The organism is Salinivibrio kushneri (genome assembly GCF_005280275.1).
Taxonomy (GTDB): Bacteria; Pseudomonadota; Gammaproteobacteria; order Enterobacterales; family Vibrionaceae; genus Salinivibrio; species Salinivibrio kushneri.
This window is the reverse complement of the sequence record NZ_CP040021.1, coordinates 1066240-1084559: the sequence shown is the minus strand read 5'-3', so window position 1 is coordinate 1084559 and position 18320 is coordinate 1066240. Positions and strand designations below refer to the sequence as shown.

16 protein-coding genes and 1 tRNA gene are annotated in these 18320 nt (G+C 50.9%); 3 read left to right on the top strand and 14 right to left on the bottom strand.

The window, feature by feature from the left end:
* Nucleotides 1-34: 34 nt before the first annotated feature.
* Nucleotides 35-793 carry a restriction endonuclease gene (locus FCN78_RS05200; protein ID WP_077659821.1) on the bottom strand — a complete coding sequence of 253 codons (759 nt, stop codon included), beginning with the start codon at nucleotides 791-793 and terminating at the stop codon, nucleotides 35-37.
* A gap of 156 nt (nucleotides 794-949) precedes the next feature.
* Nucleotides 950-1318, bottom strand: a complete 369-nt coding sequence (locus FCN78_RS05195) for a VOC family protein (RefSeq protein ID WP_069362635.1) — start codon at nucleotides 1316-1318, stop codon at nucleotides 950-952.
* A 333-nt stretch (nucleotides 1319-1651) separates the two neighbouring features.
* Between FCN78_RS05195 and FCN78_RS05190 the strand changes: the two genes are divergently transcribed.
* Nucleotides 1652-2611, top strand: coding sequence for an integron integrase (locus FCN78_RS05190; RefSeq protein ID WP_077658881.1), 960 nt, complete (start codon nucleotides 1652-1654; stop codon nucleotides 2609-2611).
* Nucleotides 2612-2803: 192 nt separating this feature from the next.
* Here FCN78_RS05190 and FCN78_RS05185 read toward each other — a convergent pair.
* The 5 genes from FCN78_RS05185 to FCN78_RS05165 all read right to left on the bottom strand — a co-directional run bounded on the left by FCN78_RS05185 (nucleotide 2804) and on the right by FCN78_RS05165 (nucleotide 9130).
* Nucleotides 2804-2894, bottom strand: a tRNA-Ser gene (locus FCN78_RS05185).
* 139 nt (nucleotides 2895-3033) lie between these two features.
* Entirely contained in the window at nucleotides 3034-4236 is a 1203-nt protein-coding gene (gene fabV, locus FCN78_RS05180; protein WP_077658880.1) for an enoyl-ACP reductase FabV, read from the bottom strand.
* A gap of 212 nt (nucleotides 4237-4448) precedes the next feature.
* Nucleotides 4449-6749: an acyl-CoA dehydrogenase gene (locus tag FCN78_RS05175; protein ID WP_077658879.1), complete on the bottom strand. Its 2301-nt coding sequence runs from the start codon at nucleotides 6747-6749 to the stop codon at nucleotides 4449-4451.
* Nucleotides 6750-6915: 166 nt separating this feature from the next.
* On the bottom strand, nucleotides 6916-7602 hold the full coding sequence (gene psrA / locus FCN78_RS05170) for a TetR family transcriptional repressor PsrA (RefSeq protein ID WP_077658878.1): 687 nt from the start codon (nucleotides 7600-7602) through the stop codon (nucleotides 6916-6918).
* A 673-nt stretch (nucleotides 7603-8275) separates the two neighbouring features.
* Nucleotides 8276-9130 carry an NAD(P)H-binding protein gene (locus FCN78_RS05165; RefSeq protein WP_077658876.1) on the bottom strand — a complete coding sequence of 285 codons (855 nt, stop codon included), beginning with the start codon at nucleotides 9128-9130 and terminating at the stop codon, nucleotides 8276-8278.
* Nucleotides 9131-9460: 330 nt separating this feature from the next.
* On the opposite strand from FCN78_RS05165, the gene FCN78_RS05160 reads away from it, so the two are divergent.
* Nucleotides 9461-10315: a MurR/RpiR family transcriptional regulator gene (locus tag FCN78_RS05160; protein WP_046073477.1), complete on the top strand. Its 855-nt coding sequence runs from the start codon at nucleotides 9461-9463 to the stop codon at nucleotides 10313-10315.
* Nucleotides 10316-10473: 158 nt separating this feature from the next.
* Nucleotides 10474-11919 carry a pyruvate kinase gene (gene pyk / locus FCN78_RS05155; protein ID WP_077485662.1) on the top strand — a complete coding sequence of 482 codons (1446 nt, stop codon included), beginning with the start codon at nucleotides 10474-10476 and terminating at the stop codon, nucleotides 11917-11919.
* Between the two features lie 103 nt (nucleotides 11920-12022).
* Here the strand turns inward: pyk and FCN78_RS05150 are convergent, their stop codons facing one another.
* From FCN78_RS05150 to pspA, 7 genes are all read right to left on the bottom strand, one after another.
* Complete coding sequence (locus tag FCN78_RS05150) at nucleotides 12023-12646, bottom strand: GNAT family N-acetyltransferase (protein WP_235607547.1); 624 nt, start codon at nucleotides 12644-12646, stop codon at nucleotides 12023-12025.
* Nucleotides 12627-14168 carry a transcriptional regulator TyrR gene (tyrR, locus tag FCN78_RS05145; RefSeq protein ID WP_137317898.1) on the bottom strand — a complete coding sequence of 514 codons (1542 nt, stop codon included), beginning with the start codon at nucleotides 14166-14168 and terminating at the stop codon, nucleotides 12627-12629. The genes FCN78_RS05150 and tyrR overlap by 20 nt, the downstream gene beginning before the upstream one ends.
* Before the next feature lie 320 nt (nucleotides 14169-14488).
* Complete coding sequence (locus FCN78_RS05140) at nucleotides 14489-15508, bottom strand: YcjF family protein (protein WP_077658875.1); 1020 nt, start codon at nucleotides 15506-15508, stop codon at nucleotides 14489-14491.
* An 11-nt stretch (nucleotides 15509-15519) separates the two neighbouring features.
* Nucleotides 15520-16911 (bottom strand): YcjX family GTP-binding protein, encoded by a 1392-nt coding sequence (locus FCN78_RS05135; RefSeq protein WP_077485656.1) that lies wholly within the window; start codon nucleotides 16909-16911, stop codon nucleotides 15520-15522.
* Nucleotides 16912-16961: 50 nt separating this feature from the next.
* A complete protein-coding gene (pspC, locus tag FCN78_RS05130) occupies nucleotides 16962-17351 on the bottom strand; it encodes an envelope stress response membrane protein PspC (protein WP_077458066.1) in 390 nt (129 codons plus the stop codon).
* A complete protein-coding gene (pspB, locus tag FCN78_RS05125) occupies nucleotides 17348-17578 on the bottom strand; it encodes an envelope stress response membrane protein PspB (RefSeq protein WP_046073483.1) in 231 nt (76 codons plus the stop codon). Before pspB ends, pspC begins: the two co-directional genes overlap by 4 nt.
* A gap of 21 nt (nucleotides 17579-17599) precedes the next feature.
* Complete coding sequence (gene pspA / locus FCN78_RS05120) at nucleotides 17600-18268, bottom strand: phage shock protein PspA (protein WP_077458064.1); 669 nt, start codon at nucleotides 18266-18268, stop codon at nucleotides 17600-17602.
* Nucleotides 18269-18320 lie beyond the last annotated feature (52 nt).

The window sequence follows — 18320 nt, the reverse complement described above, 5'->3', positions numbered from 1 at the left end:
GCGAACGGAAAATGCGTCCGAGTTAACGGCATTGTTAGCTTTCTTTATAGCCATCCAACCAATCCAATAACTGGATTCTATCGACTAGCGCCAAATCCCAGCTACTTCTTGCCTCTTGTTTGACAAATTTTCTCGCATCATCGGTAAAAGTAGACGTAGTTACAATGATTGCCTTGTTTGGACCGTCCATTGTATTCATAACGCCATACAGAGTGCGAACAACATCTACACTGATCTTATTCGATTCGGCGTAGCGCTTGCATTCAACAAAATATTTGTTCTTAATCCCAATTCCGTCAGTGTGAACAGCGATAATGTCTTTCCCACCATCACGTGTTCTTTTGGTGAGGTCAACTTCAAATCCTTTTGACCTAAATACCTCTGCTACGATTTCTTCAAATTGTCTCGTAGTTACTTCATCTAGCAGGTATTGGCTTTGCTTCAACGCCGAAATAAGTTCTGAAATTGACTCATGCAAATGGAATAAATCTTCCGCACTATATATTTCGCGGAGGTGTTCCATTTCCGGTTCACCAGTGGTTTGAGCGCCTGCTGTTTTATTTAATACAAAATTCAAGAACTCTATCGGATATTCAGATGCTTCAAAATGCAATGAAATTGATGAACTGCATTCAGGGCAATCAAATTCATACAAGATTTCATAAAGATTTTCAGCCCCCATCTGACGCTCTGACCCACCGAAACATTCGATAGAAAAATCGTCAATTGGAAATTCTCCAGTATCTCCACAGGTATCGCAGGTATAGCTAATGGTTCCTGAGAATTTCCACACTGAGGTTTTGTCTCCTTATGAAGCTAACGCCAAATTAAGGTGTGAACAACGCTAACCACCTGCCTAATGCATTGTGCCATAAACACTAAACTTGCTTGAAGTGAGAGCGATTAGCGTTGTGAATCACCCTTAAATTTTATTGTTAGGGCGCAGAACCTATTGGTATACGCTGACTTCGATTAAATTCTTATCAAGATCCAAAAAATAGACCGATTGGATTGAACCAACAGCTCCTGATTTTTCTACGGGTCCCTCAATGATCTTGACATTTTCTTTGACCAAATGCTCTATCACTGAAGCCAATGACCAATCAGTAATTAAGCAAATATCACCTGAACCCACATTGGCTATATTTCGTGGTTCTTGACCCAGAAGCTGAAAGTTAATTTTCTGATTTCCAAACGTTACAGCTTTCCGACCGTTGGAAAAAGTGACTTCATCCATGCACAAAACCCGCTTGTAAAAATCTACTGATTTTTCTATGTCGGAAACTGTAAGGACAATATGATCTATGTGACTAATCATCACTTTACTCCTTGCGCCCTAACATTGTATTAGTGCGCGTGCTCGATTTGTCAAAACCGTTATACGCGTCATTTTTTAACTAACTAATTATAATTAAACACATTTTTACCGCTTGAAGCAATCACCTTGTCTGCGAAAGTGTGCACGCCGCCTATCCCGGACAAGGCGTTCGCATTATCCTCAAAGGATAACTTGTAACCCTCTGATTATATTGCACTAATAATTTATCTTTCGGCGATAATGTGAATGTGTCTCGAAAAAGTGTGCACACTATTTGGCTTTCTCTACCAATAAGCTGTATGAATAAACAGTCTTAGATGGAGGGAAAGGATCATGAGCAAAAGCCCGTTTATGGCAAGCCTTCAGCACGAGCTCAGGCGGCGAGGCTATGCGATCAAAACTGAGAAGAGTTACCTATATTGGGTGCGCCGATTTATCCTTTTCCATCATAAGCAACATCCGACAGAGCTCAGTGATGAGGATGTAAAAACGTTTCTGTCTTATTTGGCCAATGCGCAACAAATTTCACCGAATACGCAAAAGGTTGCACTTAATGCACTGGCCTTTCTATACAACCAGTTTTTAGACCAGCCGCTAGGTAAGATTGCGTTTAGTCCATCCAAAAAATCGCCGCGAATTCCAATTGTGCTCAGTAAAGAGGAAGTTGCCAGAATTTTTGCCTACCTTGGCGCAAGAGATAAGCTGATTTGTGGGCTTATGTACGGCAGTGGCCTACGCATCAATGAGTGCTTGAGGCTACGCATCAAGGATTTGGATTTTAATCATAACGCGATCACTGTTCATAATGGCAAAGGTGGAAAATCACGCACCACCTTGCTGCCTAATCAATTAGCCGGTGAGTTACATACATTATGTGAAAGAGCTGTCGACATTCAGCAAAGCGACAATCAAAAAGGTATCGGACCCTCCATGCCTTACGCGCTGGATAGAAAATACCCCAATGCGTACCGCAAGACAGGATGGATGTTTATTTTTCCCTCTTACAATTATTGCCACCACCCAGTGTCTAATAAGCTCTGCCGACATCATCTGCATGATTCCAATGTGCGTAAAGCCTTGAATCGAGCCGTGCAAAGGGCCGGTGTCACCCATAAGCACGTTACCTGTCATACGTTTCGCCATAGCTTTGCCACGCAGATGCTTTTGGCGGGTTACGATATTCGCACCATTCAAACCTTATTGGGCCATACCGACCTCTCTACCACGCAGATCTATACCCATGTGATTGGTCAGCAATTTGCGGGCACAACAAGCCCAATGGATTTGCTTTAATACCCACGCTACCGCCCTTTGGTTTGCGGCGTCCAAAAGGCCTTACAGGGCAATTTTTGTGGGCTAGGTTATCAGGCGCTGGGCAATGTGTTTAGGCAAAGGGGTCTAAAATGTTGGCGGGGTCAGAATTTAGAAATTTTTGGGAGTATAAACGCAAAAAAGCCGCTGACTGAGCAGCGGCTTTTCTATATGTGGCGGAGAGATAGGGATTCGAACCCTAGAAGGGCTATTAACCCTTGCCGGTTTTCAAGACCGGTGCTTTCAACCACTCAGCCATCTCTCCGGAACGCGGCGTATATTATTGGGTTGGGGTTGGCTTGTAAAGTAAAAAACCATTATTTAGGGTGCGTTTGGTTAGCTTTCAGCCAATAAAAAAGAGGCCAGTGTTTGGCTGACCTCTTTTGGGAGTTTGCTAAGCGGTTTTAGATGTTTTCGACATCAAATTCCACTACCGGGCTCACGTCTGCGTCGTAGTCTACGCCTTCAACGCCAAAGCCAAATAGCTTCAAGAACTCGGCTTTGTATTCTTTATAGTCAGTCAGCTCGGTGAGGTTCTCTGTGGTGATCTGTGGCCACAGATCGCGACAGTGCTGCTGAATGTCTTCGCGCAGCTCTAGGTCATCTAAACGCAAGCGACGCTCGCTATCTACCTCTGGATCGCTGCCATCGGCTTGATAGAGGCGCTGAGTAAACATGCGATAGATTTGCTCCATGCAGCCTTCATGGACGCCTTCTTCGCGCATTTTCGTGAATACCATGGCGATATAAAGCGGCATCACCGGGATCGCTGAGCTGGCTTGGGTGACCACGCTTTTGAGTACCGCCACGTTGGCGCTACCGCCTTTAGCTGAAAGCGTTTGGTTTAGCGCGTTGGCAGCACGGTCTAAGTCCATTTTCGCTTTACCTAGCGCGCCTTCCCAGTAGATTGGCCAGGTAAGCTCTGTACCAATGTAGCTGTAAGCGACAGTTTTACAGCCTTCAGCAAGGACACCGGCGTCATTAAGAGCGTTGATCCAAAGCTCCCAGTCTTCGCCGCCCATCACGGTAACGGTATCTTGAATCTCTTGCTCGGTGGCCGGTTCAACACTGGCTTCGATGATTTCATCTTTGTTGGTGTCTACCGCGGTTGAGGTGTAGGTCTCTCCGATAGGTTTGAGTGACGAACGCACCAGCTCACCACTGTCAGGTAGCTTACGCACTGGCGAAGCTAGCGAGTACACCACCATGTCGATTTGACCCAAGTCTTGCTTGATCAAATCAATCGTTTTTTGCTTGGCCTCATGCGAGAAGGCATCGCCGTTCAGGCTTTTTGAATACAGGCCTTCTTGCTTGGCAAATTTGTCGAACGCGGCTGAGTTGTACCAGCCTGCGGTGCCAGGCTTTTTCTCGGTGCCGGGTTTTTCAAAGAACACGCCAATGGTTGCAGCGCCGCCACCAAAGGCTGCCGCAATGCGTGAGGACAAGCCATAGCCGCTGGAGGCACCCACAACCAGTACACGCTTAGGCGCATTGGCAATCGGGCCTTGCGCTTTGGTGTAGTCAATTTGCTCTTTTACGTTGGCTTCACAACCAACGGGATGTGTCGTCGTACAGATAAATCCACGAATTTTAGGTTTGATGATCATATTCAACGTCCCTCACAAAATTGAGGCTAAGGATAAATACTAACGCCTGCCTATGCATCCCCTTTTACGGAAAAAGGGCAAAAATACCCAGTGGTTGGAGGTGTTGCAGGCAAGAATAGTGGGCAAGATCTCAGCATTGTGGCCCCAAGTGTCAGCGCCAATAAAAAAGCGCCTGCGAGGTGCAGACGCTTTTTGGCGCAAGTTCGCGACCTTTATGCCGCTTTGCTTGGATTGGGCTTGGCAATGGCACCGCCTTCTAACTGGCTAGAGGTAAACCATTCGGCTTTAAAGTCATCCACTTGCACCGCATAAGCACGCAGTGCATCAGCCTCTAGCAGTTTGTCACGCGCATCAGCGGTGATGAGGTTTTGCTCAACCGCTTGTTGCGAGCGATCCGCCAAGCTGGCTTTGCCATCAATCTGCTTGGCTTTCACCGCTTTGATCAGGGCTTTTTCGGTGTCACGACACGCCCACATCGCAGTAAACGCACGCTCCATCACCGCCACCGGATCGTCGGCTTTGTCGCCCACATAGCATAAGTGCGTCCAACGGTCGCGCTCTGCGCTCGGTGTCATTAACTGCTCGGCAATCTGATTAAGCAGCTTGTCAGAGGGCATTTTGTAGTGCATGCCGAGCGGGAACAATAGCACACGTAGGCTGCGGCCCACCCCTTTGGCAGGGAAGTTATTAAAGGCCCCATCAAACGCTTTGGCACACTGGGCTAGGCAATATTGCAGCGCATAGTGCACCATCGGCAGATCTTGGCTCGGACGGCCCTCATCTTCATAACGCTTCAACGTCGCCGACGCCATATACAGATGGCTCAGAACGTCCCCCAGACGCGCGGATAGCATTTCTCGGCGTTTCAGCTCACCGCCCAGTGACAACATCGCCACATCAGTGGTCACCGCCAGTGCACGACTCATGCGGGTAAGGTGACGATAGTATTTGGCCGTCTCGCCACTCACCGGTGCGCGGTTGGTCAGTGATCCGGTCAGCGCGTTGACCAGCCCCATCACGCTGTTTTTGGTGGCATGGCCAATGTGTTTGAACAGTAATTTATCAAACGCTTGGGCGCCGGCCTCTTGGTCTGGGTTCGCCGCCGCTTCCATCTCTTCGAGCACGTAAGGGTGACAACGGGTCGCCCCCTGACCAAAGATCATGAGGTTGCGGGTAAGAATGTTCGCGCCTTCCACGGTGATGGCCACCGGAATACCAAAGTAATGATGGCCGATGTAGTTAAGTGGCCCTAACTGAATCGCACGACCCGCGTGCACGTCCATCGAATCATTCAAGATGGTGCGCGCAATTTCGGTCATGTGGTATTTGGAAATCGCGGTGATGATTGCCGGTTTTTCTCCCTGATCAAGCGCGGTGGTGGTGAGGGTGCGGGTTGATTCAATTAAGTAGTTCAACCCGCTCATGCGGCCCAAGGCTTCTGCCACCCCTTCAAAGCGGCCAATGTGCATACCAAACTGTTTACGCACATAACTATAAGCGCCTGTGGTACGGGTGGCGAGATGCCCTACCGCCGTCCCCAGAGCGGGCAACGAAATCCCCCGCCCAGCAGAGAGACACTCCACCAGCATGCGCCAACCACGGCCTGCGTAATCTTTACCGCCGATGACCCAATCAATCGGGATAAAGACATCCTCGCCCTTGGTGGTGCCATTCATAAATGCCATGTTGAGCGGGTTGTGACGATCGCCAATTTCAACGCCTGGGTGGTCTGCCGGAACCAAGGCACAGGTGATGCCGAGGTCTTTTTTGTCCCCCAGCAGGCCGTCTGGATCACCCAGTTTAAACGCCAAGCCCACCACGGTCGCTACGGGCGCGAGTGTAATGTAGCGTTTGTTCCAGCTTAAGCGGATCCCCAGCACTTGTTCACCATTGTGCTCACCCATGCATACCACGCCGTGGTCTGGAATACTGCCAGCATCGGATCCGGCTTCTGGGCCAGTTAAGCCAAAGCACGGCACTTCACGGCCATCGGCCAAGCGTGGCAGCCAATAGTCACGCTGGTCTTGGGTACCATAATGGGTCAACAGTTCACCCGGCCCCAGTGAGTTAGGCACCATCACGGTCACCGCTGCGCTTAAGCTACGGGTGGCAATGCGCGATACAATGGTGGAGTTGGCCAGCGCCGAGAACGCGAGGCCACCGTATTCTTTGGGAATGATCAGCGAGAAAAAGCGCTCTTTTTTCAGATAATCCCAGACTTCTTCCGGCAGATCTTTTTGCTCTTGGACAATTTTAAAATCATCCAACATCGCCAGGAGGGTTTCTAGCTGGTTGTCGATAAACGATTGCTCTTCCGCTGTGAGTGTTGGCTTACCATACTGGTGCAACGTCTTCCAGTTTGGCGATCCGGAGAAGAGTTCACCGTCCCACCACACACTGCCGGCTTCCATCGCTTCACGCTCAGTGGCGGATAACGGTGGCAGCACTTTTTTGAAGAAAGTAAACGCTTTATCACTCACCAGTGAGCGACGTAATGAAGTTTGAGAGCTCATGATTCAGGTCCTTTTGTTGATCATGGTTGCACTCTTTTTACTGTTATTGTGCGACCAGAACGGGTTTTTACATTGCCCCTCACGCACCGTGATATACCTGTCGCTGCGCTGAGTGGTTCAAATAAGCGGGACGCACCGCATCCTCACTTGATGTGTTTTGCTTGCCCTACTCCGCTTGTGACTCCGTCGCGAAGGCGAGCACTTGCCCCTGTTGTGCCATTGCCGCCGGCTTGGCGTTCATCCCTGCTGCTAGATACGGAATTAAGCGGTCAACGATCGCTTCGGTATCGAGGGTCCGACCAAAATCGTTTTCGGCAATATCACGCAACGCTTCGCTAGACGCCATGGTGAAAATCGCCGCCCCGAGGGTGAAGTGTAAATGCCAAAATACCGCCTCTGACGTCAGTTCAGGGTTAGCTTTGCGTACCGCTTGGTTAAACAGCGACAGCACGTGTTCGTAACGGGTGGTGATAAACCAACGTAAATGCCCTTGTACATCGGTGTAACCACGGCCAATCAATTGCATAAAGGTGGCTGCGCCATGTGGTCGATACGCATCAAGCGCAAGCACTGGCTGCTTTGCACATGAGAATACTTGCTCCATCGTGCACTCTGGTCGCACTAAGAGCGCTTGCAGCTGTTCACCGAGCGCTGGCATAAACGCTTCGAGGTAGCGTCCGAGCACTGCACGCACGAGTGATTTTTTGTCGCCAAAGTGATAGTTCACTGAGGCAAGGTTGACGCCAGCCTTGCTGGTAATCGTACGTAACGACGTTTCTTTAAACCCGTGCTCGGCGAAGAGCTGCTCCGCGGCATCCAGAATTTTTGCTTTGGTGTCGCCTCGTCCTACCATTGTTCATTCACCTGTATTAAACGCTTGTTTAACTTTATACGCAGACATGCCTTTTAACAACCCTGAAACACACACGCATCGCATGAGTAACATCACATTATTGAGTGATTTCTTCGAGACCGCGGCCAGGTGGCTTCACACCCGCGTTTGCTGCATGACCGTATATTGTTTGGTAAATAAAGATGGAGGGTTTTCGTGCTTGGCTGACTATGTAATGCGTTGAATAAAAATGGTTAAGCAGCCCGTTCAGGCACTACCCCAGCCATCACTGCGCTTTTTTTGTACAAAAGTGGGAACCTATGCGCATTTCTGGCAGTCACACCTTGTGCCACTGCTTTTTCTAGAAGACTTTTCTTCTATGCCCACTCGCCGTTTGCTTGTGGGCTTTTTTATGCGCGGTTACGGAAGAGATCGCGTGCAGAAATCCGTTTTTATTGTGATTAAAATCACGAAACTGTCGCCAATCGACAAGATTTATCGACTTTTTTAAATCATCAGGAACTTCTTGGTCATCGCCCAGTCCTAATGGGTGCATCGGTAAGAAATGCCTTATTCCCCTCAGTAGTGAGGGAGCGTGATTCCTCTTTCTTTCCGACCTGCTGCTGCTTTTTCTACTTACTTTAGAGTTTGTTTGTCTCTACCTTTATTTTTGCCCACCTTGTGTGGGCTTTTTTTATTTTGGGGCCGGGTCGTCTGAAGTCACCTGACCGTCGGCGATCATTTGATACGGTGAGGCATAGCGTAAGTTCAGCCCCAATTGCGCCAGCGTCTGCGAGGCATCAATCCATTTACCATCACCTGTACTTGGCTGATATTCAGGCGGCTGTAACCCCATCTCGCGCGCCGCCCAGCCATAGTAAACACTTTTTGATGGGTGCAGTTCCGCGCACAGATGAAAGGTATGACCCCATTGACGCTGATGAATAATCGCACTGATCGCAGCGATCACATCGCTGCGGTGAATCAAGTTCACCGGCTCATTGCCACCTGATAAGCCTTGTCGACCCGCCAACATGGTTGAAGGGTGACGCTCACCGCCAATCAACCCCGCGAGCCGCATGACGGTTCCTTTCTCTCCATACGTTTCGCGCAGATGCGCTTCGATATGTTCGTGTGCTTTACCTGACGCCGTAGTGGCAGCTGTCGCGGTTTGCTCTGTTACCTGTCCCTGAAGCGCCCCATATACAGACGTGGTGCTGATAAAGAGCACATGCGCAACGCCTGCTTGGGCTAGGCGGTCGATAAACGCGCACATAGCATCGCGGTATGCATCAAAGTCGGCGTGACGACGCCCTGCCGCGATATTGATCACCACGATATCCGCCTCGAGCAATGCCGCCGCTGATTGATAATCCGGCGCCATCACATCAAACGGCACAACAGTGGTCGCCAGCGTCTCGCTCAGTGCTTGCGCCGACGCGGGTTGGCGCTTGGTCCCCACCACGTGGTGTCCAGCGCCAAGTAGGTGTGACGCCAGTGGTTGGCCCAACCAACCACATCCACAAATTCCAACTTTCAATCCTGACACACGCGCTCCTTATCACCTTGGATTACGTAATTATTTTTCAATGTAATGGTTCACACTATTCATTTCGACTGATTTTTGACCGTTTATTTATTTCACGCTGTAAATATATTCCTTAATTATGTAAGGAAATAACTAAAAGCGTGAATGGTGACAAAGTTTTTATGCTCAGATAGTCATAATAATGTCATTACAATCCGCGAGACGATAGACTATCTGTTACTAAGCGGCAGTCAAAAGCCGTGGTGAATGACACACTTAACACTTCATTGAAGCTCGCTCTCACCGAGCGACAATTTTTAACTTTGGTCTTGAACGTAAGCGGTAACTCAGATGAATACTCTGGAAAAAATACAAAAAAATCTTGAAAACTTCAGCAAATCTGAAAGAAAAGTTGCTGAAATCATTGTCGCCTCCCCTCAAACCGCTATTCACTCGAGTATTGCGACGTTGGCAAAGATGGCTGATGTGAGCGAGCCAACGGTTAACCGTTTCTGTCGTCGCCTCGACACCAAAGGCTTCCCAGACTTTAAACTTCACCTCGCGCAAAGCTTGGCCAATGGCACCCCGTATGTGAACCGCAACGTTGAAGAAAACGATGGCGCAGATGCTTACACGGCGAAGATTTTTGAGTCAACCATGGCCTGTTTGGATGTGGCAAAAAACAGCATCGACACGCACCAAATTAACCGCGCAGTCGATATGCTGACCCAAGCGAAAAAAATCGCCTTTTTCGGCCTGGGCGCCTCAGCGTCAGTGGCGCATGACGCGCAAAACAAGTTCTTCCGTTTTAACATTCCGGTGGTGTGCTTTAACGACATCGTGATGCAACGAATGAGCTGCATTAACTGTAATGACGGCGATGTGGTGGTGATGATTTCACACACCGGGCGTACCAAGAGTTTGGTCGATGTGGCTAACTTAGCGCGCGAGAACGGTGCCACCGTCATTGGCATCACCCAGCGCGACTCGCCGCTAGATAAAGTGTGTTCGCACACCATCCAGCTCGACGTGCCAGAAGACACCGACGAATACATGCCGATGGCCAGCCGGGTCGTGCAAATGACGGTGATCGATGTGCTGGCCACTGGTTTTACGCTTCGCCGCGGGCCTGGATTTAGAGATAACTTGAAGCGTGTCAAAGAAGCCATTCGCGATTCACGCTTTCATAAAGAATCCCTGACCTAACTAAGAGGAGTGCGGTGGCACTCCTTTTTTGTGTCATCTATTCGACGTTTTTAATGCGCTACACTGGTGTCAGCACCTCGTCGAATCCACGACTTGGCGGTGATGTTGCCCTTTCTGCTTTATCCCTTAAAACATCATCCTGTATATAGGAGTTAATCATGTCTGCAAAACTGAGAAGAACGAAGATTGTTACCACACTCGGCCCTGCCACCGACAAAGACAGTGTATTGGAATCGATTATTGCCGCCGGTGCTAACGTCGTTCGCCTTAACTTCTCTCACGGCAGTGCGGAAGACCATATTAAACGCGCCGATCAAGTGCGCGCGATTGCCGCGAAGCTTGGCCGTCACGTGGGTATTTTGGGTGATTTACAAGGCCCTAAAATCCGGGTGTCTACCTTTAAAGAGGGTGCCATCACCCTGGCGGTAGGCGATAAATTCACCTTGGATGGCGAGCTTTCGCCTGGCATGGGCGACCAAGACGCGGTCGGCCTTGACTATAAAGCCCTGCCCCAGGACGTTACCAATGGCGATATTCTGCTGCTCGATGATGGTCGCGTACAGCTCAAGGTATTGGCGGTTGAAGGGGCCAAGGTACACACCGAGGTCACGGTAGGCGGTAAGCTCTCTAACAACAAAGGGATCAACAAAAAAGGCGGTGGTCTGTCTGCCCCTGCGTTGACCGAAAAAGACAAGCAAGACATTCTCACTGCCGCCAAAATCGGCGTCGACTTCTTAGCGATCTCCTTCCCGCGCAACGGCCAAGATATGCACTATGCCCGCTCGTTGGCGCGCGATGCTGGCTTGGACGCGCGTTTGGTGGCCAAAGTCGAACGCGCCGAAACCGTGATCAGCGATGAGAGCATTGATGACATTATTGAAGCGTCTGACGTGGTGATGGTCGCGCGCGGCGATCTGGGTGTCGAAATTGGTGATCCAGAGTTGGTTGGGGTACAAAAGCAACTCATTCGCCGCGCCCGCAGCATGAACCGTTTGGTGATCACCGCCACCCAGATGATGGAATCAATGATTTCCGCCCCCATGCCTACTCGCGCGGAGGTGATGGATGTGGCCAATGCGGTGCTGGATGGTACGGATGCAGTGATGCTATCGGCAGAAACCGCCGCAGGCCAGTACCCACTGGAAACGGTACGCTCAATGGCCGAGGTCTGTATCGGGGCTGAGAAGATGCCGTCGGTCAATATCTCCAACCATCGTCTCGATCGTCAGTTTGATAGCCAAGAAGAAACGGTCTCTATGGCCACCATGTATGCGGCGAACCATATGCAAGGGGTGAAAGCCATGGTGTCACTGACCGAGTCTGGCCGCACGGCCTTGATGATGTCGCGCATCTCTTCCGGTAAGCCCATTTTTGCCCTATCGCGTCATGAACACACGCTTAACCGTGCCGCCCTCTATCGTGGTGTGACGCCGGTGTATTTTGACAGCGACAGCGGTGCCGGCCTGCAAGTGGCGGAGCGCGCCCTGCAAACCTTGAAAGAAGGTGGCTTTTTGGCCGAAGGCGATCAGGTGATCATGACCCAAGGCGACCAAATGGAAGTGATTGGCTCTACCAACACCATGCGTGTGCTGACAGTGAAATAACTCGCGGATAAGCGCACACTGAAAAAGCAAAAGGCGACCTAGCTGGGTCGCCTTTTATGTTTGTCGTTGGAATCCGCTGATGCCCCAATGAGACCCTCGCGAGTCAATCTGGTTTAGGTCGCCAGTGCGGGTTGATATGCGCCATTAAGATATGATCTTCCCATTGGCCATTAATCAACAAATAGTCGCGCGCTCGGCCCTCATGTTCAAAGCCGACCGCCTCCAATACCTTGGCACTACGCTGGTTACATGGCATGTAGGACGCACACACACGATGGATATGAACGTTATCAAACAGCCACTGATTCGTCGCGGCAAGCGCCCGACGCATGATCCCTTGTCCTTGTGCCGCTTCATCAAGCGAATAACCCACGGTGCACGAATAAGACGGGTATTGCATCACACTGGTATACGAAATCACCCCCAACACTTGAGGCGAGTCTTGCTTGGCAATCAAAAAGTAATACGCCAGCTGATGCTTTTGTAACTCCATCAACTGTAGCACGCGTCGCTTCCACCCCTGCTCAGTATAAAAGCCCGCCGCACGTTCAGGCTCCCAAGGCGCGAGGAAATCACGGTTGCGCTGAAAGTACTGCACCACCCGGGTCACGTCTTCATGGCTGATGGCATCAATGCGCAGCTCATCAACGGACAAACGCGGGAAGTGGTTAATCGACGACTGATACATACTGGCTTCCTGCATCGGCTTACTTTTTACCAATCCCATAGTCGCGCAGTTTGTTAGCGATCGCGGTGTGCGAGACATCCAATCGCTTGGCCAGCTTGCGCGTTGAAGGGTAGCTTCGATACAGGTTATGCAAAATCCCCGACTCGTAACGCTTCATGATTTCATCCAATGAGCCATCCATCGATTCTTCACTCATAAACTGGGTGTTTTCAATTTCTGGCAGTTGGACGTCATCGATCGTCATCACTTCTGCATCAATTTGCGTCATCGCATGAAGCAGTACATTGCGTAACTGGCGGATATTCCCGGGCCACGCATAATGTGTCAGATAATCAGCCAAGGCTTCGTCGATGCGCGGCTTAGATTGCCCCAAGTCGGCAGCAAATTGTTTGACGAACAGCTCTGCCAGCGGCATCACATCGGCCGTTCGCTCTCTAAGTGGTGGCACGGTTAGCGATAACACATTGAGGCGATAGAAGAGATCTTCACGGAACTGATGGGCCGCCACCAGCTCGGGCAAGTTTTTCTGAGTCGAACAAATAACGCGCACATCCACCTGCATCTCGCGTTCTTCGCCGACACGACGGAAGGTCCCGTCTTGCATAAAGCGCAACAGTTTTACTTGCAGGTGGCGGCTCATTTCGCCGACTTCGTACAAGAATACGGTGCCACCATCCGCTTGCTCTAAAATGCCTTTTTTGGCGCTACCGCCTTCTTCGGCGGCCGCCATGCCAAACAATTCGGTTTCAGCGGCGTTATCTGGCATAGACACACAGTTAACGAGTAGGAAAGGTTTATCCGCGCGCAAGGAGTGACGGTGGCAGGCACGCGCTATCATTTCTTTACCTGTACCGGTTTCGCCTTGTACTAACAGTGGTGCATCCAACATCGCCAGTTTTTTCGCTTGGCCAATGAGCTGCTTAAACTTGTTTGATTGACCCACAAGATGATCAAACCCATGATCGCTCGGGGTACGGAACACGGTTTGCGAGGTGTTATTCATCGCCACCTGCTTAAGCTGCACCACCGCACTCACCAATACAGGCTGCTCACTTTCGTCATTGATGTGCACTGGCATCACTTCCATGAGGAAGTCGAGTCCGGCCATCACCACCATCCGACAGCTTTGACTGGCTTCTTCTTTTTCCAGCCAGTGGGCAAACTGAAAGTCGGGAAACACGCTGTTGGCATGTTCATCGATAAGTTGGTGTTCACTCGAGCCAATCAAGTCTTGCGCCGCCTTGTTGGCCATATCAATGTAGCCATCGAGGTTAATCGACACCACAGGATCGGTCAGGCTTTCAACTAACGTTCGCAACTCTTTGTGCTCGCGCTCAGCCGGTAAAAACTGTACTTTGCGTACGTCGGTGACCCCAGAAATCAGTCGAATTTCTGACATCAACTGGCTAAAGGCGTCGAATTCAATTTCCGGACAATTGAGGTATATGATCCCGACCTGGTCAATTTCAATCCCCCGCAGGTCGATGTCGCGGCGCACCAGAATATCGAGGAGTTCGCGGGTAAGCCCGATCCTATCTTCACAACAGACTTTCAGTCTCATAATGGATTCCTGTGACTTGACAGTGATACCCAATACCGGCAGCAAGCCTTGTGGCGATGCATACTTAAAACTCTGCCCGCTTCAACGGGTTACTGAAGCACTCATCGTCGTGGCTGCCTGCGCTGCATTAGCTGTCAGGATAAGTTGACACTGAAGCGGAGTTTGAGCGGGTTAGGGGGAACAGTCAAGCCCTGATACGATTTTTGCCTTACGCCGTCACGTTTGTAGCACAGAAAACACGCAATTAACTCACTGATTATTCTATGAATACGAGCGTGGCTGGTGAGCTTGCCTCCCAGCCATCTTCTCGGGGTGCATTATCACGCATTTTGTTGACGCTTGCCCGCCAGTCGCTTGATTAACTCACGACGAAGCTGCGACAGGCTGGGCGCGGCTTGACCATGCCAAGGCAGTGGCCGCATCAATGTCATGGTTTTTAGCCCTAACCGCGCGGTGAGCAGGCCAATACCGAGCCCCTGCGCCACCCGGCCTGATACGCGACCCGCGATATTCACCGACAGCACATCAAAGCCCACATCGGTCATCGCCTCACTGGCACCCGCCAGCGCCATGTTGGTGAGCACCATTTTCAGTAAACGAAAACGCGCTTTAACGCCCAGTTGGATCCCGTAGATCTGGGCGATACGCGTCATCAAGTAAAAATTACGCCACGCCACCAGCAACATATCCGCTACCGCCAACGGGCTGACCGCCACCATGAGTGCGGCTTCTTGCGCGTGCTTGGTGACCAAAGCACGCGCCGCTTTATCTTGTGCGCTGAGCACTTGCTGCTCATAGAGGCTCAGAATTTCACTGTCATTATGTGTGGCCGCCAGTTGCTGCTGCCAGTTGGCAAAGGCGGCCGTTTGCGCCTGCCCGGTTTGCTCGGCCAGTTGCTGACAAAACCGCTCTCCTTGCCCCACCGTATCACTGCTTAGCAGCTCTTCTGCTTGTTCTCGTACCGCTTCACGCTCCACCAAGCGGCGCATCGCCCGCCACTCTTTGCCTAGCATCACCAGTCCAGTGGTGGCAAGCGCGATCAGCAGGCCTTGCCAACCCAGGTTCAACCAATCTCGCGCCAGCCAACTTTGATAGACGCTGTCCGCTGATTGCCACACCGCGAGTAATACGGTCACTAATAGCAAAAACGGCCATACGCGGCGACGTCTACGTGGTGTTGGCGTTAGGGTCGCTTCAAGTTCCGCATCCCACTCTTCACTCGGTGCAGGGGTAAAATCGGTTTCCGATTGGAACTGTATGCCTTGTTGAATTCGACTTTCCGTGTCGTGTTCTACATCCACATCCTGTGCAAAAGTTTGCTTTGGCTTGTATTGCGTCATCGCGCTCTCACTTATCGAAATTTATCGCCCAGCAAGTAATCCAATGCCTTATCCATACGAATGTGCGGTAACGGCGCATCCAGGGGGGCTTGCTGAGGGCGGAAAGAGGGAAAATCAAATCCTTGAGCTTGCCAGAATGTCTCTTCAGGTAACTGCGCTGGCACATCACCCGGGTATAAGGTGACTGGCGAATTGTCGGCAAGAAAGCCTTTTAGCGCGCGCTGGTTTTCGCCTTTTACCGAGACATAACCGGGTGTGGTGGCTTCAATCGCGGCAACACTTTGGCAACGCATATCAATGCCCTCGAACGCGGCTTGCTGCCACGCCTGATGAACGATTTGTTGTAATAAGCTCACCATGTTCGGGTGTTGATCGGGGGTCACATGATCGGCTTTAGTGGCCGCAAACAACACCTTGTCAATCCGTGGTGAAAACAGTCGTTTCATCAACCCTGATTTGCCATATTTAAAGCTTTGCATCAGCTGCTCAACGGCAAGACGCATATCATGAAACGCCGCGGGGCCGGCATTCAGGGGCTGCAAGGTATCCACCAGGATCACTTGCCGGTCTATTTTGGCAAAATGCTCGCGATAAAAATTAGCAACCACGTGCTCACAATAATAGTCGTAGCGCGCTTTTAGCACACCGTAGTTGGAGTCTTTCCCGGCTTTGGCCAACGCTTGCTCGTCCTGTTTCCCCACCCATGGGAAGAACTGCACCACAGGCGCGCCCGCTAGTTCACCTGGCAGCACAAATCGACCTGGCTGCACCCAGTGCAAGCCTCCGTGCGCTTTACACTGATGCAAAAACGCGGTGTAGTCTTCGGCAATGTCCGCCAGCATTTTTTCATCCGCCGGGGCAAATGGATCAAGCGCCGCCGCTTTGGTTGTCCAGGTGGCCGCCAGCTCGCCGCGGCGACCAGTGAGTAGCCCTGCTTGTTTGGCCGACCATTGCGAGTAGCTTTGGCTTAACAAGGGCAAATCAAGCAGCCACTCCCCCGGATAATCGACAATATCCACGTATAGCGTGGCCATTTCATTGATTGCCCTCAGTGCTGCCGACTGGGGGCGATAGCGCACCGCGAGGCGTACTTCACTGACATCACGTGTCGGTGACGGCCATACCGGTGGGGTTTGATGAAGCGCCTGCATGGCACTGTCGTAATCAAACGCGGGCAGATGCATGTGCGGGTGGGGCTCTCGACGTGCACCCAGCCCCCGCCCCTGTTGCACCAATGACATCAGCGGTAAGTTGGGCTCGGTGCCCAAATGCGTCAATTGATTGATAAGAGAGGTAATAAAGGCGGTTTTACCCGCGCGAGAAAGACCGGTTACCGCGAGGCGAACATGACGGTCAGCCCCACGGCTCACCCACTGCTTCACACGCCTTTTCACTGATGGCATAGGTTGATATGGCTCCTAATTGGCCAAGCTGCCCAAACAGGGCAGCGAGGTTAGAGTTGTTTGAAGGCTTGGTCGACGTTAAAGGTCGAAGAGGTCACATAGGCTTCCATGTGCGTCACCTTATCTTCCATTTGGCTAAACTCACGGTCGAGATCAGCAATCAATTGGCTCGCCGATTTTCCTGACTGCCAAGGTTTTTGCTTCACTTGATGCTCTTGTTGCGCGGCACTCGGCTCTTGCCTGACCTCTGGCGGCTTTTTATCCAGGATCAGTACCGCCGCGATATAAGCGACCACCACAAAGAACCCAAAACCGAGTAAAAACGCCGAGACAGTGAGGATGCGCACTAACCAAGTTTCCATGCCAAAGTGATTGGCAAGCCCGGCGCACACCCCAGCGATGCGGCCATTTTCTGGATCTCTATACAAGGTACTATTCATGCGCGTTGCCTCCAGTGAGGGGCTTCTGCATCCAATAAACGTTCTAGGTTATCAACCCGCGCCTGCAGCTTTTCGGCACGTTGCGCCAGCTGTTGCAGTGTCTCGTAATCTTGCCCACTCAGGCCTTGCGCCACTTGACGCTTACTGCGGTAATGCAGAAATAACCACAGCGGGGCGACAAACAGCAGAAAAATCGCCAGTGGGAAACCGAGAAATAATGATGACATGTCCGCTCCTTGTGGTATCGGTTACGATTGGTTGTTTTTCATTTTGGCTTTTAAAGACGCCAGCTCTTTTTCAATCTCATCCTGCGCTTGTAAGTCAGCGAACTCGTCTTCTAGGCCTTTGCCCTGGCCGACTTGATAACTGTCCGCTTCTGCTTCTAGTTCGTCAATACGGCGCTCATATTGTTCAAATTTTGCCATCGCTTCATCGGCGCGGCCACTGCCAAGGTGACGGCGCACATCGCGACGATTACCCGCGGTTTCACGACGAATTGTCAGTGATTGCTGACGTGCGCGTGTCTCGCTTAACTTGGTTTCTAGTGCCGCAATTTCGCCAGCAAGCTTCTCTACGCTTTCGTTAATCAGCGTCAGCTCCTCATCCAACGCAACTTTAACATCATGCGCTTTCTGCTTCTCAATCAATGCCGCACGAGCCAGGTCTTCACGATCTTTTTGCAATGCGAGTGAGGCTTTGTCCTGCCACTCTTGGATCTGACGCTCGATATTTTCAATTTTACGCGCCACTTCTTTTTTATCGGCTAGCGCTTTTGCCGACGAGGTACGCACTTCAACGAGGGTGTCCTCCATTTCTTGAATGATCAAACGGATCATTTTTTGTGGATCTTCTGCCTTGTCTAACAAGGCGTTGACGTTAGCATTCACAATATCAGCAAAACGCGAAAAAATTCCCATCATAAACTCCTTAATACGCTTCCTCATTGATGAGCCAGAGAGTTAAGGCCAA